We start from the raw sequence: 23940 nt of genomic DNA on the forward strand, positions 1-23940 counted from the left end.
CTAACTAATGCGAGCTGTTTAATGTTAAAGCTGTCAGACCTATGTAAAGGCTATGTCGATGGGGGGGAGTTTCACCCTGTTTTGCAAGGTGCTGAATTAACATTAAACCAAGGTGACCAGCTGGCATTAATGGGAGAAAGCGGTTCAGGTAAAAGTACTTTACTGAATCTTATCGCGGGCTTAGACCTAGCGGACTCAGGTGAAATCGCTTTTCCTCACTTCAGTATGCACGACTCAACCGAGCGTGACCGCACCGCTTATCGCAGAAACAACATTGGCCATATTTTTCAGCAATTCAACTTATTGCCAACGTTAAATATTGCCGATAACATCCGTTTTTGCCGCCAGTTAAAAGGCTTACCTGAAGACAAAGGTCTCTGGAGACAGATTCTCTCTGCTTTAGATCTTATGCCTTTACTTGGCCGTTACCCTGAAGAAGCGTCTGGTGGCCAACAACAACGTGCGGCCATTGCGCGTGCGCTTTATATGGAACCAAAAATATTGCTGGCCGATGAGCCGACCGGTAGTTTAGATGAGCGTAATGCAGAAGCGGTAATGCGTTTGCTGACCTCTTTGGCTCGTCAATTAGAATGTACGTTGCTGTTGGTAACACACAGTGAAAAAGTAGCTCTGCATATGGATGGTAGGATCCGTCTACAAGGAGGACAACTGCATGTTATGGCCCGTAGTTAAGGCACTACTCGGTCACTATCGACGTTACCCACTGCAGATTATTTTGGTATGGCTTGGTTTAACCCTCGGCGTATCACTTTTGGTTGGTGTTACTGCTATCAACCAACACGCCAAGCAAAGCTATGCACATGGCGAAAAGCTCTTTTCGAATCCTCTTCCTTACCGCATTCGACCAAAACACAACGCCAATAAAATCCCGCAAGGCTTTTATATCCAGCTTCGCCGTGAAGGTTTTCAACAGTGTTCTCCTCTTGATCACCATCGTATCACTGATGAAAATGGCGCAAACTTCATGGTTGTCGGTATAGATCCTGTTTCTATGCTTCAGCTACAACCTGGTATAGCGTTAAAAGATCTCACCGCTTTGAACCTCATGAAGCCACCATATCCAATCCTTGTCAGTGATGATCTTGCTGAACACATGGAATGGCACAACGGTGATTACATCCCTTTGATGGATGGTTCTGAACTTGGTCCTGTGGTTGTTGATCAAAATAATATGATTAATGGTACAAGGTTGATTGCGGATATCTCCTTGCTCCGAATGCTTAAACGCAGTGCTGGGCTTTCAGTGATTGCTTGTTCAGACATGCCCACTGAGAAGTTTGAACGTCTTAAAAATATGTTACCTAATGGTTTGACGATCTCTCGTAGCTCTAAGGCAGAGCTTGAGTCGCTGACCAGTGCGTTCCACTTAAACCTAAAAGCGATGGGTATGCTGTCGTTTGTGGTTGGCTTGTTCATTTTCTATCAAGCAATGTCGCTTTCTTTTATTCAGCGTCAACCGTTAGTCGGGATTTTAAGACAAACGGGTGTGTCTGGTTGGCAACTGACTAAAGCGCTCTGTTTAGAGTTACTGCTATTGGTTTTACTGAGCTGGATCTGCGGCAATGTATTCGGTGTCATGTTAGCAAACCAATTGTTACCTGCCGTATCTTCAAGCTTGGGCGATTTATACGACGCTAACGTCGGCTTAACGATCGACTGGAATTGGCGTTGGAGTGGTTACAGCTTACTGATGGCATTGATTGGTGCTTTCTTAGCGTGTGCGTGGCCACTGGTTCGTTTACTTAAGTCTCAACCGATTCGTCTGTCTTCTCGTTTGTCTTTGATGCGTTTTGCGGGTACCGAGTTCACTTGGCAAGCGTTGATTGGCTGTGGCTTCTTGGTTGCTGCTGTTGCTGTGTATCAAGCCCCTCAGACTCAAGAAACGGGTTTTGCGATTATTGCGCTAATGCTGATCAGTGTGGCGCTATTTACCCCGTTTTTGATGTGGAAGTTATTTAACAGCCTCTCTTATTCGTTGCGCTGGGTTCGTGCTCGCTGGTTCTTTGCTGATGCAGCCTCCAGTATGAGTTACCGTGGCGTGGCGACGATGGCCTTTATGTTGGCCTTAACAGCCAATATTGGTGTAGAAACCATGGTCGGTAGCTTTAGAGATACCACTGATAAATGGCTAACACAGCGTTTGGCAGCCGATCTTTATATCTACCCAACCAACAATGCCGCTGCTCGTATGAGTAATTGGTTATCTGACCAACCTGAAGTGGATTCGGTTTGGTGGCGTTGGGAGAAAGATGTTGCGTCTCCAGTCGGTAGTATTCAGGTGGTCAGTACAGGCCCTTCTGAAGGCGAACTAGAAGCGCTGACGATCAAATTAGGTATTCCGAATTACTGGTATCACTTACATCACTCTAAAGGTGTGTTGATCAGTGAATCGATGTCTCTCAAGCTGGGGATTCGCCCTGGCGACTACATCGACCTCTATGACAGTCTCGGCTCTGGTTGGCAGGTTGTCGGTGTCTATTACGATTACGGTAACCCTTACCATCAAGTCATGATGTCGCATCGAAATTGGCTGTATGGGTTTGCAGGGCGGGGAAATGTCGGCCTTGGCGTAATACTCAAAGACGATGTGAATTCACTAGGGCTTCGCAACCGATTAGAAAGTGTATTCAGGCTTGGTTCTGAGCGTGTTTTCGATAATAACAATATTCACAGTCAAGCGATGCGGGTGTTTGATAGAACGTTCGCGATTGCAGATACACTAGGCAATATCACCTTGGTTATCGCCGTCTTCGGTATCTTCTTCGCGACGGTTGCGGGTGAAGTATCTCGCCAAAGGCATATTTCCTTGCAGCGCTGTTTGGGTGTCTCGGCGAAAGAACTGATCCTGACAGGTAGTTTGCAGCTGTTTGTGTTCGGGCTTATTTCCTCCTTAATTGCGATTCCGCTCGGATTAGCGCTAGCGAGCCTAATTGTAGATATCGTGATCAAGCAGTCTTTTGGGTGGTCACTCGAGTTACAAGTGATTCCTTGGGACTATTTGCAGACATTTGCATGGGCCATGGCAGCATTGATGCTAGCTGGTGCTTTACCAGTGATGAGAATGATTCGGAACACTCCGATGAAGTCACTGAGGGATGCGCTTTAGTATGTTTTTACGGAATACCTCAACTAAGTTAAGACAACGAATCCTGTCTTCTCTGCTATTAATCAGTTTCTTCGGCATCTTTTTAAGTGTTTGGGGTTATTACTCCTATTTCATCGATCCTGGTGAAAAGGGCGTGAATGAAGTTAACTCAATATTGGTTAATGAACACTTCAATGTGTTCGAACCTGTTTTGCCAGACCGCAATGTGTCGCTACCACAAGATTTTAAGTTCCACCCAGAGTTTCAGCACGAGTGGTGGCATTACTTTGCGTCTTTGAAAGGTGATGACGGTAAAGACTATTCGGTTCAGTGGAGCTTTTTCCGTATAGCAACGGACGAACGTGAAACTCCGGGGTGGCAAAGCCCTCAAGTCTATATCTCAAATGTGGTGGTCTCTTCTAAGTCCAAAGTATGGAAAGAACAGCGCATGGCTCGTGGCGGTATTGGCCAAGCGGGAATGACTAATCGTCCATTCAGACTTTGGATTGATAACTGGAACTGGCGTGCACTCGGCAACACCCCATTCCCCGGGCGCCTTCAAGTGCAAACTGATACGTTTGGACTAGAACTCGACACCATTGCAAAAGGGCCCTATGTGCTCAACGGCGATAACGGTTATCAGAAAAAGCACGACTTATTACCTGTCGCGTCTTATAACTTCAGCGCTCCATTTTTATCGTTGAGCGGTGTGTTGAACCTAGACGGCGTTACCAAGGAAGTGGAAGGAACTGCGTGGGTACATAAAGAGTGGGGCAGTGGCTTACTTGGAGTGGGCCAACAAGGTTGGGATTGGTTTGTATTTAACCTCGATGACGGCACAGCGCTGAGCATTAACCGCTATCGTCATAACCAACAGTTGCCTTACATATTCGGGACATTAGCAACGCGCTCAGGCAAAGTTTACCAATTAACGGAATCCGACATTTCCATTCAACCATTGCAAAATACAACGTTGATGAATGGAAGACGGATGCCTTTGCAGTGGATCATTAACGTCCCTAAGCATGATATCAACCTCACAACGCGTATTATACGCAGGGATATGTGGCTTCCATTTGTCATACCATATTGGGAAGGGCCGATTAAGGCGAGCGGGAGCCATGAAGCGACAGGCTTTATGCAGTTAACTGGCTACTAAAAAACACCTAAGGCTATAATTTGATAGCCTTTTTTTATGCCTGCGCCTTTTAGCGTCCCCCAATGAATTGTGCATACAGGTTCGATGATCTCATCTATACTTAATTCATGGTGCATAACAACATTATGGAATATACGACGTATTGTTTAGTATTTGTAGGAAAAACCGAAGTTAAACATCCGAAGAAGTGATTATCTATCAATTAAACTTGGATATAAACTCGTGGTTATTCTTTGTTATTCGTTTATTTAAATAATAAATATAAGGGCGAAATCATGACCGACGTCATCCGTGACTTCTTTAAAATGGAATCTGCTGGCGGCATCATACTAGTCATCGCTGCGGCGATCGCAATGTTTGTAGCAAACTCACCACTGAACGAAATGTACCAAGGTGTACTTCACAGTTACGTTCTTGGTATGTCTGTGTCTCACTGGATTAACGATGGCTTAATGGCTGTCTTCTTCCTTCTAATCGGCTTAGAAGTTAAGCGCGAACTTTTAGAAGGCGCATTAAAGTCTAAAGAGACAGCAATCTTCCCAGCTATCGCAGCTGTGGGTGGTATGCTAGCTCCTGCACTTATTTACGTGCTATTTAATTCAAGTAACCCTGAAGCGCTTCAAGGTTGGGCTATCCCAGCAGCGACTGATATCGCATTCGCATTGGGTATTATGGCTCTTCTTGGTAACCGTGTACCGGTAAGCTTGAAGGTATTCCTACTAGCACTGGCAATTATCGATGACCTAGGTGTTGTTGTTATCATTGCACTGTTCTACTCAGGCGACCTATCAACACTTGCACTTACAGTTGGCTTCATCGCGACTGGTGTGTTGTTCATGCTAAACAACAAGCATGTGACTAAGCTGAGTGTTTATCTTATTGTTGGTGCAATTCTGTGGTTCGCAGTATTGAAGTCTGGTGTTCATGCAACGCTGGCTGGTGTAGTAATTGGTTTTGCTATCCCACTGAAAGGCAATAAAGGTGAACATTCTCCGCTGAAGCATCTAGAACATGCTCTGCACCCATACGTCGCTTTTGCAATCTTGCCAGTCTTTGCTTTTGCAAACGCAGGTATTTCATTGGAAGGTATCTCAATCTCAAGCCTAACAGGTATGCTACCGCTTGGTATCGCTATGGGTCTATTGATTGGTAAGCCTCTTGGTATCTTTGCATTCAGCTGGGGTGCGGTGAAATTGGGTGTTGCTAAGCTCCCTGAAGGTGTGAACTTTATGAACATCTTCGCAGTATCTGTCCTGTGTGGTATTGGTTTTACAATGTCTATCTTTATTTCATCACTAGCATTTGGCCCAACGAATGTAGAGTTTGACACACTAGCTCGACTAGGCATCCTGATGGGATCTACAACAGCTGCAATTCTAGGTTACTTCCTGCTAAGCGTTTCTTTACCGAAAACAGCAAAGCAACAAGAAGTAAAACTATAATCAGCGGTAGGCTCGTTTAACGGCGAGCCTATTCACTGATTAACAAGCTAACTTCTGAGTAGCAAGACGAGTCACAGAATCATCCTCCCCGATTCATGTGACAGCAAAGAACAAAAAAGCCGTGATAGGGTTTCCTATCTCGGCTTTATTGATCCTAACTGCTAGTATTTTTAGTTTGGTTAGTTATTGATGATCTAAAACTCCTAGATTCAACTCATTATTTTGATCGGCATGAATTGCGGATCGTTTTGGATGACCAGAGTGACAGTGTCATGTTATTTTTCTAGCGTGGTAAATATGGTCCACTCCTCGACGATCTGCTCATTCAGCCCGACAACCGTTGCTGTTACTCGACGGTTCAGTGCATGAGAAGTAGCATCGTTGCCATCGCTCTCTAAGCGGTTTTCACCGTAACCGACAACTCTTACTCGGCTCGGGTCTATACCATTCGACAATAATTCATCTTCAACGTGGTGAGCGCGCTTCTTTGATAACTCTAAGTTGTATTCACTCGCGCCGACTTTACTGGCGTAACCTTGAATTTCTATCGATGCACTTTGGTAGGTTTCTAAGAACTCAGCCATGGTAGTGATTTGATCTGAGAAGATAGGGTTAACTTCATAGGAGTCATTGGCGAAAAGGATGTTCAGCCGTCTGACTTCTTGCGAGCTAACCGTCTCTCCACAGCCTTCGTTGTCTACCAGAGACGACTCTGGTGTGCCAGGACAGGTGTCTCGTGCATTGACCACACCATCGTTATCATCGTCTTGCAGGTCAGAAATTTGCTCCGCTTCTGGCGTTTCTATGTAGGGCTCTTCATTTTGGCTAGAGCATGCACATAGCGTTATCGTTAATGCGGAAAGTAATAAATAAGGTCTCTTCATCATTAATACTCCACTGCCGTTGTCCACTCGTCTGGAATGTCGACCAGTAGAGCGTTCAATAGAGAGCCTGTCGCGTTCATTACACGGTATTTAGCGTACTGTTCAGAGTAATGCGCATCTAAGTAATCTTTGCGGGCTTCAAACAATTCGTTTTCAGTGTTAAGCAGATCAAGTAGCGTACGTTTGCCGATTCGATATTGTTTCTCATAAGCGATAACGGTTTCTGACGCCGAATCCACGTGATCAGACAAGAAGTTCTTTTGTTGTAACGTCAGATCCAATGCACTCCAAGAGAGGCGAAGGCCTTCTTCAACTTGTCGATAAGCACGATCTCTTAGATCTTTTGCTTTATTGAGTTGGTAAGCTGCAGCTTCTGAATTAGCACTATCGGTACCACCGTTGTAGAGGTTGTATCGCATTCTCAACATTGCCAAAGTCTCTTGGCTCGAACCTTCATCGCCTCCAGCATCATCTCGCCATGATTGAGATGCCTCGATAGAGAACGTCGGGTAGTTAACCCCTTTTGATTGTTTGTACTGGAAGTGCGCTGAATCGACATCTGCAGTCGCGACTTTGATGACTGGGTGTTGGTCCAGAGCATCAACAAGCGCGTCTGATAATGACAGAGGAATCATAGAAATATCGGCTCTTGGGTAGACTAAGCCAAGCGGTTCTTGACCCACTATTCTTCTAAATTGGGTGTGGGTATCAATTAGGTTGTTCTGTGCGGCTAATAAGTTGCCGTGAGCTTTTGCAATCCTTGCTTCTACCTGAGATACATCTGCGGTTGAGCCTATGCCTGAGACTGCACGCTTTTTGATGTCTTTATAGATTTTCTTGTGGATAGCGAGGTTACTTTCCGAAAGGGCTAAAACTTCAGTTGCTTTGACTGCGTCTAAGTAGATCTGTGTGACCTCTAGCGCTTTGTCTTCGGCATCCGCGAGCAATTGCAAACGAACCGATTCTGCTTCTGCGGCAGTACGATCAATATCATTGAGAGTCGATGAACCATCCCACAGCAACTGAGTGAGGGAAATCGTCGCTTCCTTTCTTGTGAGATCGGTATCGGGGCCGTTATTTGGTGCAGGGTTTATGCCTTCGTAACCAATACCAGCATCCAGGTCGATACTAGGTCTATAAGCACCACCTGCGGCGTCATTTCGTTTCCGTACACTCACAAACTCATTAAAGATACTCTTTATCTCAGGGTTTGTAGCCAAGGTAATGGCTACGGCCTGTTCTAAAGTTTGAGCAGAGAGTGGAGCTGCAATAACTAAGCAACACATAATAGGTAATTTCAACAGTCTCAAAGTAGGTCTCCTTCTACTTTTAAAAGCTCCCGCCGCTTCCCAACAAGCGTTTAACTACTTAATTGAAAAGGGTATTAAACAAAGCTTAGGACATCTGCAAGAAATTGCTAAGTTTGTTGGCTTTATTTCGAATGTAAGTCTCTATCCTTATTGATTAATTTACCAATAGTAGCAAGTGGCAAGCTTCGAATGGATGCACCGTAAATAGAGGAAACGTAGTATTAGGTTTGGACTCAGATAGGTAAACGTTGGCTAGTAGGTTGTTTGAAATACGAGTTCCAGTGATAACAATGTGCCAAGCATGGTAGTTCGACTCTTAGGAAGAAATGACAGCATATAAAGAGGCGGTCGCGCTGTTCAGGTTGTAGTTAGTAGCTGTGAAGAGGGGTAAGTAAGGCTCACTCTCGTCCCAAACAACAAACAAAAAAAAAGCCCAAACCAACGTGGTTTGGGCGGATACAAGTATAGGAGTTAATAAGGAAAATGCAGTAATTAAGAAAGCAGTGAGAAGAACAAGTTTGACGGCCTGTTAAACTTCTAAATACGCTGTTTTCTACCTAATTTAGGACTCTCCATTTCCATTTCAGTTCCAAGAAAATTCATTATTTTTTTCTTTTTTTATAAACACACAGCGATTCAATCGTTTAGTGCTGAGTTTTATTAACTGGTACGACCAATTTGTGAAAATGTGATGTTGCTTGCTTGTTAAATAAATGTACTAAGCGTATATTTCAAACAGTTGTTTAATACGAGTGATTGAAATGGCACCAAGAAGTACAACCAAAGACAAAATCTTAGATGTGGCTGAAGGCTTATTTGCTGAGCACGGTTTTAATGACACCTCTTTACGTACGATTACGAGTAAAGCGAATGTCAACTTAGCTTCAGTGAACTATCACTTTGGCGATAAGAAGACTCTGGTTCGTGCGGTACTCAATCGTTACTTAGAAGCATTTATGCCAGCACTGCAAGATGCATTAGTGAACTTAAACTTGAACGAAACGTATTCTATGAGTGACGTGTTTGAGTCGTTGAGACAGCCACTAAGAGCACTTAATGATGTTAGGCCAAATGGTACAAGCCGATTCATGTTACTTATCGGCAGAGGCTATACGGATGTGCAAGGACACTTGCGTTGGTTCATTACGACTCGCTACAGCGAAGTACTTTCTTTGTTTACGACATCTGTAATGAAGGCGAATCCGAACCTCACTCAAGAACAGTTATTTTGGCGATTACACTTCACCCTAGGGACTTGTGTATTCACCATGGCATCAAGTCAGGCTCTGGTAGAAATTGCAGAGAATGACTATGACAGAAAGATAGATGCTAAGGCAGTGGTCGATATTCTTATTCCATATTTAGCCGCAGGCATGTCAGCAGAAGAATAAAACAATAAAAAGCGAAACATTCACAACCAATATAGTGAACAAAAGGATCTGAACTATGAGCTCTCTAAGACAAAAATGGGTAAGTGACCCAGCTTTTAAACTCTTTAAAAAAGTACTACCACCACTATCTAGCACCGAGAAAGAAGCGATGGAAGCGGGTAGCGTGTGGTGGGACGGAGAGCTGTTTTCTGGTAAACCAGATTTCACTAAGCTGCATCAATACCCAAAACCTCAGCTGACAGCAGAAGAGCAATCGTTCATGGATAATGAGCTTGAAACCTTGCTCGCTATGCTTGATGACCACCAAATTGTAAAAGAAGATCGAGACCTTCCTGAAGAGGTGTGGAACTTCTTACGCAAAGAGCGTTTCTTTTCGCTAATTATTGCGAAAGAGTATGGCGGTCGTGAATTCTCAGCACACGCTAACTCAACTATCGTAACTAAGATTGCGACTCGCAGTATCAGTACTGCGGTTTCAGTAATGGTTCCAAACTCTCTTGGTCCTGGTGAGCTGCTGTCTCACTACGGCACTCAAGACCAAAAAGACTACTGGCTACCTCGTCTTGCTGACGGTACAGATATCCCATGTTTCGCACTAACAGGCCCAGAAGCGGGTTCTGATGCGGGTGGTATCCCTGATGTCGGAACTGTGTGCATGGGCATGCACGAAGGTAAAGAGACGCTAGGTATCAAGCTTAGCTGGAACAAACGCTACATTACACTAGCACCAGTGGCGACGGTACTTGGTCTGGCTTTCAAACTGCACGATCCAGAAAAGCTACTGGGTGACAAAGAAGACATTGGCATCACTTGTGCGCTAATCCCGGCTGACCACGAAGGTGTTGTGATTGGTGAGCGTCATGACCCACTTGGTCTTGCGTTTATGAATGGTCCAACACGCGGTCACGATGTATTTATTCCTATGGAATGGTTAATCGGTGGTGCCGATTACGCAGGTAAAGGCTGGCGTATGCTGGTGGAATGTCTGTCTGCAGGTCGTGGTATCTCATTACCCGCACTTGGCACGGCGATGGGCCACCTAACGGCGAAAACGACCGGCGCATACGCTTATGTTCGTAAGCAGTTCGGTATGTCGATTGGTAAGTTTGAAGGAGTTGCAGAGAGTTTAGGTCGTATTGGTGGCTTAACGTATCTACTAGAAGCGACTCGTACACTAACAACTACTTCACTCGATATGAAAGAGAAGCCGGGTATCGTTACGGCTATCGCGAAATATCACATGACAGAAATGGCGCGTACTATCCTGAATGATTCAATGGATATCCACTCTGGTCGTGCAATTCAAGATGGTCCAATGAACTACTTAGCTGCGCCTTACCTAGGTATTCCAGTTGCTATCACAGTAGAAGGTGCGAACATCTTAACTCGCAACCTGATGATCTTCGGTCAAGGTGCGACACGTTGTCACCCATACGTGCTAAGCGAAATGGAAGCGGCAGCAAACCCAGATGAGAAGCAAGGTGCGAAGGATTTCGATAACTTGTTGTTCAAGCATATCTCTCACGCAACTAAGAACACGTTTGGTGCGTTCGGTGCGGCATTGACAGGCTCTAAGTTCATTAAAGCGGATATGAGCGGTCCAACGAAGCCTTACTACCAAGACTTAACTCGCTTGAGCCGTGCGCTTGCAGTGAGTGCGGATTTCGCAATGCTTACACTAGGTGGCGAACTGAAACGTAAAGAGCTTATCTCTGCACGTCTAGGTGATGGTCTAAGTTACCTATACATGGCGTCTGCAGCGCTTAAGAAGTATGAAGATGAAGGTCGTCAACAAGCTGACCTAGACTACGTACACTACGCGGTTCAACACTGTTTCCATAACGCGGCTAAATCGCTACAAGAAGCGTACAGAAACTTCCCGAACAAGATGGTAGGTAAAGTACTTAAAGGTCTAGTTTTCCCTGTCGGTAACCACTTTGAAAAACCAAGTGATAATCTAACGGTACAACTGGCAGAAAGCTTGATGACTCCGGGTGCACACCGTGAACGTCTAACTCACCTTTGCTACATAGGCAAAGAAGAAGAGGATAGTGTTGGCCTAATGGAGAATGCGTTCAATGCGATGTACAGCATCAAGCCTCTCGAACGTAAGATCTTCAAAGCAGTGAAAGAGGGCAAAGTGGCTCGTAAAGGTCTATTGCAAGATAAACTTGCTCAAGCACTGGCGGCAGATGTTCTTACTCAAGACGAAGTTGACCAAATCATTGCAGCAGACAAACTTCGCTACGCAGCGATTCAAGTTGACCACTTCAGTCATGATTACAGTGAAACTTTGACGCGAAAAGAGTTAAAACCTAAGCTAAATAGCGTTGCTTAGATAAAGAAACGACAAAAGGCACCTAATTAGGTGCCTTTTTTGTTTTTGTCGTAGAAGTTGCAATAGAGGCGTTAACAAATGGTGACTTAGTCAGCAAATATCAGCTGAGTGCTCCAACCACTTGCATTTTCACCACATTTTTACAGAAATTAGATGCCATTTGCGTACGAAACTTTTATCCTTAACCTGATTTTTTAAGGAAGTTGAATATGATCATCAAACCTCGAATTCGCGGATTCATCTGTACTACAACACATCCAGTCGGTTGTGAAGCTAATGTAAAAGAACAAATTGCTTACACAAAAGTTCAAGGCCCAATCGCAAACGCACCTAAACGTGTACTAGTTGTTGGCTCTTCAAGTGGCTACGGCTTGTCTTCACGTATTGCGGCTGCATTTGGTGGCGGCGCTTCAACTATCGGTGTTTTCTTTGAGAAAGCCGGTACTGAGAAAAAGCCTGGCACAGCTGGTTTCTACAACTCAGCAGCGTTCGACAAGTTTGCTAAAGAAGAAGGCCTATATTCAAAAAGCCTGAACGGCGATGCTTTCTCTAACGAGGCGAAACAGAAAACAATTGACCTGATCAAAGAAGATCTAGGCCAAATCGATATGGTTGTATACTCACTGGCGTCTCCAGTGCGTAAAATGCCAGAGACTGGCGAAGTAATTCGTTCATCTCTAAAGCCTATCGGTGAAACGTACACGTCAACTGCGGTTGATACGAACAAAGACACAATCATCGAAGCAAGCGTAGAGCCTGCAACTGAAGAAGAGATCAAAGACACTGTTACTGTAATGGGCGGTGAAGATTGGGAACTTTGGATCAATGCTCTTTCTGAAGCTGGTGTTCTAGCGGACGGTTGTAAGACGGTTGCTTACAGCTACATCGGTACTGAACTAACGTGGCCAATCTACTGGGATGGCGCACTAGGTAAAGCTAAGATGGATCTAGACCGTGCAGCGACAGCGCTGAACGAGAAGCTAGGCCAAACTGGCGGTACTGCAAACGTTGCTGTTCTTAAGTCTGTAGTGACTCAAGCAAGTTCTGCAATCCCTGTAATGCCTCTTTACATCGCTATGGTGTTCAAGAAGATGCGTGAAGAAGGTATTCACGAAGGTTGTATGGAACAGATCTTCCGTATGTTCAGCCAACGTCTATACAAAGAAGACGGCAGCGCGCCAGTAGTGGATGAAGTGAACCGTCTACGTCTAGATGACCTTGAGCTTCGCGAAGACATTCAAGATCACTGTCGTAACCTATGGCCTCAAATCACAACTGAGAACCTAAAAGAACTGACTGACTACGTAGAGTACAAAGAAGAGTTCTTGAAGCTATTTGGTTTCGGTGTTGAAGGTGTTGATTACGAAGCTGACGTTAACCCAGCTGTTGAATTTGATGTAGCTGACATCTAATTCAAGTTATCGAATCTAAACGAAATAGGCGCTCATTGAGCGCCTATTTTTTTGTCTGCTATTTGGTTCAAGAGATTAAGAGCAGATATGGGATTCGAGTGGCGGGATGCGAAGAGATTTAAGAGCGGATACGGCTACCGCGATTCGAAGGGGGACAAGAGTAGAAATAAGGGATGAAGAGAGTTAAGAGCAGGAGTGGGGAAGAAGGCTTGAACCGCTTAAAACAGGTTATAAAAAATGCACTAACCCAAAGTGAATTAGTGCATTCGAAATATCTAAGCTTGGCTGCTTTTAATGCAGCAGATGCTAGCTAATTATGATGATGAAAGTACCTGCTAAGGTCATCAATATATTGGCTATCGCATAAGTACCCGCATAACCCAGAGCCGGAATCGTTGAGCGAGCGTGGTCATTTACGATGTCCATCGCTGGAGCGCAAGTTCGCGCGCCAATGATTGCACCGAACAACAAAGCTCGGTTCATCTTCAATACGTAAGCGCCAACCAAGTAAGCGAAGAATACTGGCAGCACACTCACTACTAGGGCAATACCTATTACCTGTGGGCCAACTTGGGTTAAGTGCTCAAATATCTTACCACCGGCGCTCAAGCCGATACCGACCATAAAGAACATCAAACCGAGGTCTTTGACCATGTTCAGAGCACCTTGAGGCACATAACCGAAAGTAGGGTGGTTCGCTCGTAGGAAACCAAGCATGATGCCCGATAGAAGCAGGCCAACCGCGTTACCTAGCCCAAACGATACCTGACCGAATGTCATGGTGATCAAACCAAACAAAATACCCAAAATGAAGAAGCTACAGAAGGCCATCAAATCCGCCATTTGGCTGTGGATTGAGATGAAACCAATTTTCTCAGCTAGGCCGTGCACTCGACTCTTTTCACCACTCACCTGTAGGACGTCACCTTTAGAAAGCACGATGTTTAAGTCCATCGGCATTTCAATCTGAGCACGTACTACGCGGTTAAGGAAACAGCCGTATTCAGACAGGTTTAAGTCTGATAGGCGCTTACCTGCGATACTGTCACTCTTAACGACGATCTCTTCTTCCACGATACGCAGATCGAGAAGGTTACGGTCGAAAACTTCTTTACCGTTACGGAAGCTTGGGTCTAGACGAGCGTGGCTATCTGGGAAACCAACCAATGCGATCTCATCGCCTTCTTGCAGAATTGCATCACCATCTGGATGGGCAAGAATACCATTACGTCGAATACGCTCGATGTAACAGCCTGTTTGGCGATAGATGCCCAGTTCACGCAGATTCTTACCGTCAGTCCAAGAGATGAGCTCTGGTCCCACTCGATAAGCACGAATAATGGGCAAGTAAACCTTACGCTGACCTGAAGCGCCTAAACCACGTTCTTGGGCGATTTGCTCTGCCGAGTCGTGTAGGTTCACTTTTTGAAGTTTTGGAATCAAGCGAGCAAACATAATCATACTGATTAAGCCAACCAAGTAAGCCATCGCGTAACCGACTGAAAGGTTTTCGATAATCAGGCTCAAGTCCATGTTTCTTGGTAATTCTGCAAGCCCAGAATTCAGAGCATCTTGAGCACCTACCAATATCGGCGTTGCTGTTAAGGCACCTGCCATCATGCCTGCAGATAAACCAAAGCCTAGGCCAAGGTAATGACTACTGAAATAGGTTAGGGCAATTGCGGTAGAAAGTACCACAAGGCTCAGAATGAGGTAGTGCTTACCGTCTCTGAAGAAGATACCGAAGAAGTTTGGTCCAGCTTCAATGCCAACACAGTAGATGAACAGCATGAAACCAATGGTGAGCGCATCTGCGTTAAAAGAAAAGCCAAGATGTCCCATGATAAGGGAAGTAATCAAAACACCGATTGAATTACCAAGTTGGAGGCTACCGAAACGAATTTTACCAATGGCTAATCCAATCGATAAAACAACAAAGATGAGGAGAATGGGGTTTTGTTCTAACAGAAAAACAACGTCGATATTCACGGTGGTCGCTCAATAATTGGCGTGGAACACAGGGTAAGTTTGAGAGGTGAATTGTATCTAAATATAAATAAATTATAAGCAATATTTTGTTAATTTACTTGATTTTGACCTTATTCTTATTCCGTATGAAAACTGGTCATAAAAAAGCCCGCTACAGTGAGCGGGCTTTCTATAAATCGTACAGTCTAACGCCTAAATGGGTCAGCTGTTTAAGGCTTTAGCCCTGATTCTCGTTTGAGAAATCCTAGCTTAGTCGAAAAGACCTAGGTTTTCTTTTGCGTATGCTTCAAATTCTGTGCAGCCGCCGATGTGGTCTTGGTCGATGAAGATTTGTGGAACTGTATCGACAGGTTTACCAACAGTCTTCTCTAGATCAGCTTTGCTGATACCTTCAGCGTGGATGTCAACGTAACGGTAGTTGAAGTCATCGCGTTTAGCTTTAAGAGTTTCAGCATGCTCTTTTGCACGAACACAGAATGGGCAAGCAGGGCGACCAAAAATAACTACAAACATTTAATTTCTCCTAAATACGGGATGAGGCTCGTTAACTCGATTATGTTAACTATTCTTTAGTGAATGCCACTCAAAATTTCATAAAACCAACTATGCCTCAATGCCATGGGGAAATAAAGATGGAATTACCTCTTAATACAATAGGTTTTGTCTATCAGAGCAAATAATGGTCACAAAAAGGATCCATGCTGATTTCTGATGGGTATTCAGATTGATTACCCTTAATTTAAGAGTGTGAATTACCCCTAAGAATACGACATTAATCCATCTTTAATGCGACAAGTTGCACCTCGTCAAAAAAAGCGCATACAGAACGAGGCATCTTAATACTGATGCACTATATAAAGGCTAAATTCCAATAACCAAGAGTTCGCAGTTTTGTTCGGTCATAGGCGCAGGAGGCACCATGTTTCAATTTATGACATCTACAAAGATCATCTTTGGTGATGGAGCACTTTCCGCTTCATTGTCTCTCTTTAATCAATATGGCTACAGCGTGCTATTGGTTACAGGCAATACATTAGAGCGCACTTCAATTGTTACTGACTATCTTGATGCGCAGAGTATGCGTTATCAGCACATTGCCGTTTCCGGTGAACCTAATATCAAAATGGTTGAAGAGGCGGCTATTTCTGCTCGTCGATTTAAGCCAGATATGGTTGTCGCCATGGGGGGCGGTAGCGCCATCGATATGGGCAAAGCGTTGGCTGCGGTTTTACCTAATCAAGGCAATTTATATGACTATGTTGAAGTGGTCGGGCGTAATGTTCCTCTTAAAACCAAACCACTTCCGTTTATCGCAATTCCAACCACAGCGAGTACCGGCGCCGAGGTCACTAAAAACGCGGTGCTGAAATCAGGCCAAGACCAAGTAAAAATCAGCCTGAGAAGCCCAGACATGCTGGCCGACGTTGCGATTGTCGACCCAACCCTAACTCATGGAACCAATCTATATCTATCTGGGCGAGGTGCGATGGATGCCTTTACTCATCTAATGGAAGCCTACGTGTGTGGTGAACCGAATCCGTTAACCGATATGATTTGTGAAGAAGGGCTGCGTAAGTTGAGTGGTTCTGTGGTTAAAGCGTGTGTTTATGATGAGCCTCAAGCGCGTTCTGATCTTGCTTTCGCTTCTATGCTCGGTGGTATGGCGATAACTAATGCCAAGCTTGGCGCAGCCCATGGTTTAGCCTCCGCACTAGGAGGTAAGATTTCTGCGCCTCATAGTGTGATTACCGCGCGTTTAGCGCCGTTTGTGATGTTGGAGAACATAGCCGTTGCAAAAGAGCAGCAAAGAAGCGACATCCTAGCGCGTTATCAGCGAATCGCTCAGATAGTAACAGGTAACGTAGAAGCAATAGAAGAGGAGGCAATTTCTTGGTTATCGGAAGTGCTTGATACGCTTAAGTTACCCAACTTGTTGGAATTTGGTGTCTGTGAAGCCCAGTTTGATGAGGTGTCTGCCGACGCGCTCAAATCAGTGGCGATTAAAGGAAACCCTTTGCCGCTTAACCAAGAGAGGCTCGTGCATATTTTGAAGCAAGTATGCGAGAAGTGCAGTTGTAGAGAAGGGCATCATGAGGGAGCTTCAATGAATCAAATTGGGCAAGAGCCAGCTGTCGAGTCGAGCTTTACCATTATCAATTCTTATGCGTCCGAAAACAGCGTGGTTGAGAAGGGCAATAGTTGGACTATCTAACGGTCTTAAACTTGTTCGTTGTATAAGTCATTTTATACAGACAAATAAAAACGGAGCTCTAGGCTCCGTTTTTTTAATTCAACTTGTTCTCTGGTCATCTGTTTTCAGTTCATGACTAAGCAGATTAGAACTGAGAGTACTTCTCGTAACGTGAATCACGAAGTGACTCTTTGACGCGCTTTAGGTTCTCTCTGAAACCAGAACCACGACGTAGCGTAAAGCCTGTCGCTAGCACATCGATAACCGTCATCTGAACAACGCGACTTGCCATTGGCATGTAAACGTCAGTGTCTTCTGGAACATCCAGAGAAATAGACAACGAGCTCGCTTTATCCAGTGGAGAATCTTTTGCTGTGATAGCAATAACTGTCGCACCGTTTTCACGCGCTAAGTTTGCAATCTCAACTTGGCTTTTAGTGCGGCCAGTATGAGAGATAAGAACAATAACGTCGTTATCACTGCAGTTAATGCAGCTCATTCGTTGCATCACGATGTCTTCGAAACATGTGATTGGGATATTAAAACGAATAAACTTGTTTTGAGCATCTTTGGCGACAGCAGAAGAGGCACCCAGTCCGAAGAACGAAATGCGTTTTGCTTGAGTCAGCAAGTCAACAGCACGGTTTACTTGCATCGCGTCTAGACTGTTTTTAGCAACGTCTAGACAAGCCATAGTTGATTCGAAAATCTTATGCGTATAAGCATCTGGACCATCATCTTCTTCAACATTACGGTTCACGTAAGGTGTACCGTTTGCCAAGCTTTGAGCTAGGTGAAGTTTGAAGTCAGGGAAGCCCTTTGTGTCTAATCGACGACAGAAGCGGTTAACTGTAGGCTCACTCACGTCAGCCATTTTAGCTAAGGTAGCAATGCTAGAATGAATTGCAGTTTGAGGGGAAGCCATAATTACTTCGGCTACCTTGCGCTCAGACTTGCTGAAATTTTCCAGGTTTTTTTGTATTTTTTCTAATGTATTCATAGTGTTCACAAGGGTATAGAGAACAACTTGCTAGTTAATATCTTTTACCAGGGGGTATGGCTGAAGCAAATATCAGTAAACACAAAGCCGATGTATATTCGGTTTCGTAAATACTGCTGCGTCAAATAGATATCAAGCTAACTAGCACCATAGAGTCAGTATAAACCCAACATACTATTTACTAATACAAAAACAGGGCATGAATGCTTAAGAATATGACAAACCTCAACAAAATTTTAGAAAACTACAGAATTGGAAGAGAGTTTGAGCAAAAAGAATGCAAAATGGGTATGAACTGACAGCTTAGTTACATCAAAAAGAAAGAAATTTTCAATTTGATGCAACTAAAATTGAATGACTATGCGTTGATTTGCGTAACCAGTTTGTTGATTTTGCCCATCAAGTTTGGTGCTAGTTTAGAGATCTCACGCTGTTCTTCAAGCACTGACGAAAGAATGTCATTGCCTGTTAGTGGGTTTGCTAATACCACGCGGAAAACGATGATTGGCTGATGTACCCATGCTTCAGGGTTTAAGCGTGTACGTGACACGAAAGACTTACCTGTTTCACGCTGCTTCTTCTGAATAAACTTAGTCAGCTCATTGAGCAACTCATTCAGTTCGACACGATGTTCAGGCTCAGCTTTAAGCAGTGCCGCTTTGACTGACTCAGGGACATAGCGATAAGTCAGTAGGCAAAGCTCAGGTTCTGAAACCAGCTCGAAGTCGCTCTGATCTTTAATTAGGTCGGCAAAGTAGCGCGCTTTGTTGATGCTTTGGTCGATCAGCAGTTCATAACCTGGGCGGCTAATGATGTGCATTGCGGCGTAAACCAGCATTGCCATACCTGAACGAGAACCTTCTAACGTATGGCTGCCTAAATCTTTTGAGCCTTTACGAAGAATGTATTGAGCATGATGTTCAATCGCAGTCATCGCATCTGGCTTCTTAAACAGAACCATACCCGCACCCATAGGGATATAAAGCTGTTTATGCGCATCAATCGTGACTGAATCCGCCAGTTCAATACCATCAAGTAGGTGACGATGATTGTTAGACATCAGAGTCGCACCGCCCCAAGCTGCATCAACGTGGAAATGACAATCGGATTCGGCACACACCTCAGCAATGTCTCTTAGCGGGTCGATATTACCGGTTTCGGTTGTACCAGCCACACCAATGACGGCGAAAGGTTTGATCTTGTTCTGCTTGAGCTGCTCGATCTTGAGTCTTAAATCATCAGTACAAATACGGTTGTCGTTATCTGTTTTAACAGACACTAGACCTTCTTGACCAATACCAAGGACATCCGCGGCTTTTTTCAGAGAGTAGTGGCCACGTTCAGAGACTAAGATGGCAAGGCCTTCGTAGTCGTAGTGCTTCATGGCTTTAAACAGGCCTTCTTTTTCTACACCTTTGAACGAACCTTGCGCTTTTAGTGCGTTGTTACGTGCAACCCAGAGCGCTGTAATGTTCGCGATGGTACCGCCAGAACAAAACGCACCTAAAGAGTGGTTTGCGCTGTGCATCCAACGAGAATAAAACTGGTCACTATCTTGATAAATCAGGCGATGTAACATGCCCAGAACTTGACGTTCTAGGGGAGTGAACGCTTTTGAGGTCTCGATTTTTACTAGATTCTGATTCAACGCAATCATGATTTTTGAAAGCGGCATCAGGAAGTACGGCAACGCAGAGGTCATGTGGCCAATAAAACTTGGCGAAGACGTGTGAACCGAATGAGACACAAGAGAATCGAGGAGATGCTCAGTATGTTCAGAAACAAACTCAGGCTGCTCTGGGATATGAGCATTTGAAAAATCTTTCTCAATTTCACGCAGCGGCTTTTCTTCAGCCACAATATGTTCACGTAAGAATTGATTCAGGTTTCGTGAAAGTTTGTCTTCAATTTGAGTGAGTGTTGAATCTGGGCCTTCAGGTACCGTGAAGATACGTAGAAGACTGTCGAAGCTAACATCTGCTGTTTTTTGTTCCGTAACCATAGCAAGCGAGTTATTTTTCTAATATTGACGCGAGCGGGACAATCTAAACGAAAACGGGAACAATGTCCCGTCTTAATTATGAAATCCAACTTCTCAAAAAAGCATATTAAATGCGGGGTTATTTACACTTAATCGCTTCAAGTTTACTGATCGACTGGTTGTAACGCTGCAGCGCTGAGTCGATTTGCTTAGGGTGACTAAGCAGCTCTGCAAAGGCAGAACGTAGTTCGTAGTTTTGAGCGTGAGGCGTTGATTGGCGGTCATCGAATGTTGTTTTCGCGATTTTACCAAGCTCATCATCACGTGTTGATAGCGTTTTAATGTCGTGTTGCTCAAGTTGCAACCAACCTTCTACAGGTTGCTCTGTTGCCACTTTGCTTGAGTCGTTTACTAAGTAGTAGTGAACCGCAGCACGATTCAGCTCAAAGTGGTGCTTACGACCTTCTAGGAACCACTCACTCACTTCTGTTAGCTCTGGATATTGCTCAGAGGTTAATGCAGCAAGGTCGGCATACCAATTCAAAGAAGCGTCGATGTACGCATCATATTTTTTTGCTTGGCACTGGTTTGTCTCAGACATTGAATCTGCTGCAAAAGAGAAAGTAGAAGTTGAAGCTAGCAGTAATGCGACGCAAAGGCGTTTCATAGTGGTTCCTTTTGTAAGTTTATTCTTTTTATAACTTTGTCGTTACAGGTTACCGTGATCGTTATTTGTTGAGCAATGACACTTAGTGTCTTTTTATTTCGGTAACTGTATCGGTGTCTTGGGCATTGGTATTCGAGTTGCATTTTAATCTAAAACAAACGCTATTCCTGCGATCTAGTTAGCAAGAGATACAAAGAACAACATCAATATCGGAACAAGCAAGCTGAGGATAAAGCCACTGACGATAGCGATAGGCACACATCTAACGCCGCCTGTTGTTTGAATGACCGGTAAGGTGAAGTCCATCGCAGTCGCACCAGCATAACCAATGGAAGTGCATGGGTAGCTGCGAATTAGCACTGGAATCAGTACCAAGGCAACTAACTCTCTTAACAGCTCAAGCATGAAAGAAGCGCCACCATAGACAGGACCAAAGGCGTCACCCATTAAGATACCAGCCAGAGAGTACCAACCAAATCCAGAAGACATTGCCAAGGCTTTGAACAGAGGGATATCTAGGATGTAAGCCGCGATTACACCACCTAACATTGAGGTGATGATAATGGTGATTGCGATAACCATACCGTGCTTGTTGAGTAAGATCTGACGAAGTGTGAGTCCGCTATTACGCAGCTGAATGCCGATAAAGAATAGAAGAACAAACAGAATCCATTCGCTTGCGGTATCAACCCAATCAAGGCCAATAGGCAGCACTAAGCCAGCGATTAGCCCTGAACCTACCACTAAGATGAGTTTTGCAGATTCCATCGCCATAGAAGAGAGGGGAAGCTTCTTCTTGCTACTGTCGGTTTTGAGTGGCAATAACTTATCAATAGCGGGCAGTGCCATTAGGTTACATACGCTTAAGCAGACAAAGAAAGTGACGGTATATAGAAGGATTGTCTGCAGGTTACTACCTAGGTTATCGAGGGCGGCTAAGCTTAGTCCCATTAACGCCAGAATCACGTAGATCAACCGCGATGTTGAGCGGTTGATAAATTCTAATGTCTGAGCGTTCGAAATTGCAAAAAGATACCCCACGACGAGTGGCGCAAATATAAAGATCATCCCTGTAAACATGCTTTCCCCATTGCATTTACTTCATATTACACTTACTTGTAATTTAACAGTGACTTAGAAGCCGCTAGTATTGATCACGTCGCTTAGCTTTGCATTAAAATCATGCTTGCTCAAGTTGCTTAATTTATAAAGCACCTCTGCACCTGTCACGTTAAGTTCAACTTCGTGATCATCGATGTTCTCATCCTTGTTTCTGAACATCAGCAGGTGGTTAGCGATTCGAGCGATATCTAAGTAAGAGACTTCACGCTGTTCGTGGTTATTGATGGTATTGCTGCACACATCAATAAAGTCGCTGTCGAAGCCCCAACGGTTAAGCACCAATTTACTGGTAGCAGAACATTGGCCTTGGAAGATTTGTAGAGCGATGTCGTGATCTAGGTAATTGCCATTTTCGAGGTAGAGGTGGTATTCGCTAACCAAACAGAACAAACCAATATCAGCCAGTAATCCAACAAGCAGCGATTTTTCATGCTCAAGGTAACGGTATTCAGTAGGGGAGAGCTCTTTGAAGCTGTTGGTAACAAGCACCATAGTAGCGCCCAGCTCTTTTGATACAGAAGCGCTCTGAACCAATACCTTATTACATTCTTTACTGAGGTTGACTGAGTGTTTGAGTTGCTCAATAGCCTGAGCCGTCACGATGTCACGTACTCTTAATATGCCAAGGCGCGACACCGCCGTCATAATATCAACACAAGTAATATTACGTCGGTTAAAGACGACAGAGTTAGCCACACGAATGACAATAGCAGCGAGGCCTGGGTCCTCGAGTAAGCACTCGGCAACGTCAGCAATCCCAGTTGATTCAAGGGTACAAAGCGATTGAATCTTCAGTACAACGTTAGGGATAGGAGGAAGTGTTATTTTTCCCGCTGAGATAGAATGTCCAACAAGTTGGGCAAACTCTGATTCTAGACCCTTTAAGAGAAGAGTCTTATTTTGAGGTAGCCAGAAAAACGATAAATGATTCATATAAAAAGTAAAAACAGGTCTGTCCTGCCATTTTACAAGCCACGATGCTGCGAGGCAATACTCACCCGTCTACATAACCTTTAATAATTTGAACCGGTGTATCACTAGGTGTCCAAATTCAAGCATGGTTTGATAGTTTACTGTGAAGTCAATCATGAAAAACCGGAATACTCAATTGATTGATGTGAACTAAGTCCAGACTTATTTTTCTTTTCGAAGTATGATTTATTTAAAGGTGAAAAACGAAACCATAATATTCACCTATAGAATAACAAAATAGATTTAAAATTTTCGCATAACAAGCTGCTTGTCTGGTGATCAACCTAATCGGGGTAATTTGATTAAGGATCAACGGATATGACCGAGACAGCATTTATTAATTACGTGAATCAATTTGGTGAGCATCAAAAACGTTCTATGTTCGGAGGTATTGGCCTCTTTCAAAATGACGCTATGTTCGCTTTATTGAGTGAAGGTTGTTTATTCATTAGAGGTGGAAAATCATTAGATAAAAAACTGACCGATCTTGATTGTGAAAAGTATCGTCATGTAAAGAAGCAGACAACAGCAACCGTAAACTATTACGACATTACGGATCTGTTTACCTGTGAACATCCTGAATTGGATAGTATTATTCGTACTTCAATCGATAATTCAATTCAGCAGCGTAGCTTCAAGAAGTCATCAGCTAGCCGTAGATTAAGAGATCTACCAAACATGCAGCTTACGTTAGAGCGCATGGTTAAAAAGGCGGGTGTGGATGATGTTTCAATGTTTATGCAGTTGGGCGCACCTGAAGTGTTTAATAAGGTTCGCGAAGCGTACGGAAACGATGTTGACCTAAAACTACTTTGGAAATTTGCGGGTGCAATTGATGGTATTCACTGGAAACTATTACAAGAGCCACGCAAGCAGCAATTACTGAAGAGCTGCCACTAAAGAAGTTTGCCTTATATGCTTAAGATTACTGTCAATAAAAAAAACCGAGGAATGTCCTCTAATGCCGATCAGTTAA

At 44.1% G+C, this 23940-nt stretch carries 18 protein-coding genes; 9 read left to right on the forward strand and 9 right to left on the reverse strand.

Annotated features, from left to right (window positions below; all coding sequences use genetic code 11):
• Positions 1 to 21 precede the first annotated feature (21 nt).
• The 4 genes from AB4209_RS07995 (at position 22) to nhaA (ending at position 5707) form a co-directional block, all read left to right on the forward strand.
• Complete coding sequence (locus tag AB4209_RS07995; protein WP_136982097.1) at positions 22 to 693, forward strand: ABC transporter ATP-binding protein; 672 nt, start codon at positions 22 to 24, stop codon at positions 691 to 693.
• The gene (locus tag AB4209_RS08000) at positions 674 to 3127 is read left to right on the forward strand and encodes an ABC transporter permease (protein ID WP_136982098.1); all 2454 of its coding nucleotides are present in this window, start codon (positions 674 to 676) and stop codon (positions 3125 to 3127) included. Before AB4209_RS07995 ends, AB4209_RS08000 begins: the two co-directional genes overlap by 20 nt.
• Positions 3117 to 4265 (forward strand): lipocalin-like domain-containing protein, encoded by a 1149-nt coding sequence (locus AB4209_RS08005; RefSeq protein WP_017068753.1) that lies wholly within the window; start codon positions 3117 to 3119, stop codon positions 4263 to 4265. Before AB4209_RS08000 ends, AB4209_RS08005 begins: the two co-directional genes overlap by 11 nt.
• A 275-nt stretch (positions 4266 to 4540) precedes the next feature.
• Complete coding sequence (gene nhaA / locus AB4209_RS08010) at positions 4541 to 5707, forward strand: Na+/H+ antiporter NhaA (RefSeq protein ID WP_010441484.1); 1167 nt, start codon at positions 4541 to 4543, stop codon at positions 5705 to 5707.
• A gap of 275 nt (positions 5708 to 5982) precedes the next feature.
• Here nhaA and AB4209_RS08015 read toward each other — a convergent pair whose 3' ends face one another.
• Together AB4209_RS08015 and AB4209_RS08020 are read right to left on the reverse strand one after the other, a co-directional pair.
• Positions 5983 to 6594 carry an OmpA family protein gene (locus AB4209_RS08015; RefSeq protein ID WP_136978082.1) on the reverse strand — a complete coding sequence of 204 codons (612 nt, stop codon included), beginning with the start codon at positions 6592 to 6594 and terminating at the stop codon, positions 5983 to 5985.
• A complete protein-coding gene (locus AB4209_RS08020; protein ID WP_017095900.1) occupies positions 6594 to 7901 on the reverse strand; it encodes a TolC family outer membrane protein in 1308 nt (435 codons plus the stop codon). The genes AB4209_RS08015 and AB4209_RS08020 overlap by 1 nt, the downstream gene beginning before the upstream one ends.
• Positions 7902 to 8662: 761 nt before the next feature.
• Here AB4209_RS08020 and AB4209_RS08025 point away from each other — a divergent pair.
• From AB4209_RS08025 to fabV, 3 genes are all read left to right on the forward strand, one after another.
• Positions 8663 to 9292: a TetR/AcrR family transcriptional regulator gene (locus AB4209_RS08025; protein ID WP_017065403.1), complete on the forward strand. Its 630-nt coding sequence runs from the start codon at positions 8663 to 8665 to the stop codon at positions 9290 to 9292.
• 55 nt (positions 9293 to 9347) lie between these two features.
• Positions 9348 to 11630 (forward strand): acyl-CoA dehydrogenase, encoded by a 2283-nt coding sequence (locus AB4209_RS08030; protein WP_372055480.1) that lies wholly within the window; start codon positions 9348 to 9350, stop codon positions 11628 to 11630.
• 209 nt (positions 11631 to 11839) lie between these two features.
• Positions 11840 to 13042, forward strand: coding sequence for an enoyl-ACP reductase FabV (gene fabV, locus AB4209_RS08035; protein WP_372055482.1), 1203 nt, complete (start codon positions 11840 to 11842; stop codon positions 13040 to 13042).
• Between the two features lie 306 nt (positions 13043 to 13348).
• Here fabV and AB4209_RS08040 read toward each other — a convergent pair whose 3' ends face one another.
• Both AB4209_RS08040 and AB4209_RS08045 read right to left on the reverse strand, forming a co-directional pair.
• On the reverse strand, positions 13349 to 15031 hold the full coding sequence (locus tag AB4209_RS08040; protein ID WP_017060395.1) for an aspartate:alanine antiporter: 1683 nt from the start codon (positions 15029 to 15031) through the stop codon (positions 13349 to 13351).
• A 249-nt stretch (positions 15032 to 15280) separates the two neighbouring features.
• A complete protein-coding gene (locus tag AB4209_RS08045) occupies positions 15281 to 15544 on the reverse strand; it encodes a GrxA family glutaredoxin (protein WP_009847069.1) in 264 nt (87 codons plus the stop codon).
• A gap of 406 nt (positions 15545 to 15950) precedes the next feature.
• Between AB4209_RS08045 and AB4209_RS08050 the strand changes: the two genes are divergently transcribed.
• The gene (locus tag AB4209_RS08050; RefSeq protein WP_017060396.1) at positions 15951 to 17243 is read left to right on the forward strand and encodes an iron-containing alcohol dehydrogenase; all 1293 of its coding nucleotides are present in this window, start codon (positions 15951 to 15953) and stop codon (positions 17241 to 17243) included.
• 124 nt (positions 17244 to 17367) lie between these two features.
• On the opposite strand, the gene AB4209_RS08055 is transcribed toward AB4209_RS08050, so the two are convergent.
• The 5 genes from AB4209_RS08055 to AB4209_RS08075 all read right to left on the reverse strand — a co-directional run bounded on the left by AB4209_RS08055 (position 17368) and on the right by AB4209_RS08075 (position 22925).
• Positions 17368 to 18222: a MurR/RpiR family transcriptional regulator gene (locus tag AB4209_RS08055; protein WP_004734686.1), complete on the reverse strand. Its 855-nt coding sequence runs from the start codon at positions 18220 to 18222 to the stop codon at positions 17368 to 17370.
• Positions 18223 to 18580: 358 nt separating this feature from the next.
• Entirely contained in the window at positions 18581 to 20224 is a 1644-nt protein-coding gene (gene panP, locus AB4209_RS08060; RefSeq protein WP_017060397.1) for a pyridoxal-dependent aspartate 1-decarboxylase PanP, read from the reverse strand.
• A 118-nt stretch (positions 20225 to 20342) separates the two neighbouring features.
• Complete coding sequence (locus AB4209_RS08065; protein ID WP_017066066.1) at positions 20343 to 20870, reverse strand: hypothetical protein; 528 nt, start codon at positions 20868 to 20870, stop codon at positions 20343 to 20345.
• A gap of 174 nt (positions 20871 to 21044) precedes the next feature.
• A complete protein-coding gene (locus tag AB4209_RS08070; protein WP_017071961.1) occupies positions 21045 to 21950 on the reverse strand; it encodes a lysine exporter LysO family protein in 906 nt (301 codons plus the stop codon).
• Between the two features lie 54 nt (positions 21951 to 22004).
• On the reverse strand, positions 22005 to 22925 hold the full coding sequence (locus AB4209_RS08075; RefSeq protein ID WP_017066065.1) for an HDOD domain-containing protein: 921 nt from the start codon (positions 22923 to 22925) through the stop codon (positions 22005 to 22007).
• Positions 22926 to 23282: 357 nt separating this feature from the next.
• Here AB4209_RS08075 and AB4209_RS08080 point away from each other — a divergent pair, with 357 nt between their 5' ends.
• On the forward strand, positions 23283 to 23864 hold the full coding sequence (locus tag AB4209_RS08080; protein WP_017060401.1) for a TfoX/Sxy family DNA transformation protein: 582 nt from the start codon (positions 23283 to 23285) through the stop codon (positions 23862 to 23864).
• Positions 23865 to 23940: the final 76 nt, after the last annotated feature.

It is taken from the genome of Vibrio sp. 10N.286.48.C11 (assembly GCF_041469805.1).
Lineage (GTDB): Bacteria > Pseudomonadota > Gammaproteobacteria > Enterobacterales > Vibrionaceae > Vibrio > Vibrio crassostreae_C.

What these genes read in the sequence shown, in the direction of transcription:
- AB4209_RS07995 (WP_136982097.1), top strand. Translation starts at nt 22, where the DNA reads ATGTTAAAGCTGTCAGACCTATGTAAAGGCTATGTCGATGGGGGGGAG.
- AB4209_RS08000 (WP_136982098.1), top strand. Translation starts at nt 674, where the DNA reads ATGTTATGGCCCGTAGTTAAGGCACTACTCGGTCACTATCGACGTTAC.
- AB4209_RS08005 (WP_017068753.1), top strand. Translation starts at nt 3,117, where the DNA reads ATGCGCTTTAGTATGTTTTTACGGAATACCTCAACTAAGTTAAGACAA.
- nhaA (WP_010441484.1), top strand. Translation starts at nt 4,541, where the DNA reads ATGACCGACGTCATCCGTGACTTCTTTAAAATGGAATCTGCTGGCGGC.
- AB4209_RS08015 (WP_136978082.1), bottom strand. Translation starts at nt 6,594, where the DNA reads ATGATGAAGAGACCTTATTTATTACTTTCCGCATTAACGATAACGCTA.
- AB4209_RS08025 (WP_017065403.1), top strand. Translation starts at nt 8,663, where the DNA reads ATGGCACCAAGAAGTACAACCAAAGACAAAATCTTAGATGTGGCTGAA.
- AB4209_RS08030 (WP_372055480.1), top strand. Translation starts at nt 9,348, where the DNA reads ATGAGCTCTCTAAGACAAAAATGGGTAAGTGACCCAGCTTTTAAACTC.
- fabV (WP_372055482.1), top strand. Translation starts at nt 11,840, where the DNA reads ATGATCATCAAACCTCGAATTCGCGGATTCATCTGTACTACAACACAT.
- AB4209_RS08045 (WP_009847069.1), bottom strand. Translation starts at nt 15,544, where the DNA reads ATGTTTGTAGTTATTTTTGGTCGCCCTGCTTGCCCATTCTGTGTTCGT.
- AB4209_RS08050 (WP_017060396.1), top strand. Translation starts at nt 15,951, where the DNA reads ATGTTTCAATTTATGACATCTACAAAGATCATCTTTGGTGATGGAGCA.
- AB4209_RS08055 (WP_004734686.1), bottom strand. Translation starts at nt 18,222, where the DNA reads ATGAATACATTAGAAAAAATACAAAAAAACCTGGAAAATTTCAGCAAG.
- panP (WP_017060397.1), bottom strand. Translation starts at nt 20,224, where the DNA reads ATGGTTACGGAACAAAAAACAGCAGATGTTAGCTTCGACAGTCTTCTA.
- AB4209_RS08065 (WP_017066066.1), bottom strand. Translation starts at nt 20,870, where the DNA reads ATGAAACGCCTTTGCGTCGCATTACTGCTAGCTTCAACTTCTACTTTC.
- AB4209_RS08070 (WP_017071961.1), bottom strand. Translation starts at nt 21,950, where the DNA reads ATGTTTACAGGGATGATCTTTATATTTGCGCCACTCGTCGTGGGGTAT.
- AB4209_RS08075 (WP_017066065.1), bottom strand. Translation starts at nt 22,925, where the DNA reads ATGAATCATTTATCGTTTTTCTGGCTACCTCAAAATAAGACTCTTCTC.
- AB4209_RS08080 (WP_017060401.1), top strand. Translation starts at nt 23,283, where the DNA reads ATGACCGAGACAGCATTTATTAATTACGTGAATCAATTTGGTGAGCAT.